The sequence below is a fragment of the Streptomyces sp. DH12 genome (assembly GCF_020873895.1).
In the GTDB taxonomy this organism is placed as follows: Bacteria; Actinomycetota; Actinomycetes; order Streptomycetales; family Streptomycetaceae; genus Streptomyces.
On record NZ_JAHWGT010001231.1, the window covers coordinates 1 to 434 of the forward strand.

General features: G+C 77.2%; 1 protein-coding gene. It reads left to right on the forward strand.

The genetic code is table 11. From position 1 onward, the window contains the following. The coding region (locus LPA54_RS39405) for a pyridoxal-phosphate dependent enzyme (protein ID WP_228985198.1) at positions 1-434 on the forward strand (434 nt) is incomplete at both ends.

A 434-nucleotide genomic window follows, 5' to 3' on the forward strand; every position in this document is an offset into this window, starting at 1 on the left:
GCGCCCTGGGCGCACGGGTCGTCCAGGCCGGCGGGGGAGTGGCCGAACGCGAGGAATGTGCCCGGACGATCGCGGAGACGACCGGCGCCGCCCTCGTCCCCTCCTCCGACCACCCCCTGGTGATCGCGGGCCAGGGCACGGTCGGCGCCGAAGTCCTCACCGACGCCCCCGACACCGACACGGTCTACGTCCCCGTCGGCGGCGGCGGCCTCCTGGCCGGCGTCTGCCTCGCCGCCGCCGGACACCCCGTCCGCGTCGTCGGCGTCGAACCCGCGCTCACCCCGCGCTACGCCCGCTCCCTGGCCGCCGGACACCCGGTCCAGCTGCCGCCGACCCGGACCGTCGCCGACGGACTGCGCGGGCAGCGGCCCGGCCACTTCACCTACCCGATCATCCGCGACCGGGTCGACGACCTCGTCGCCGTCGGCGAGGAT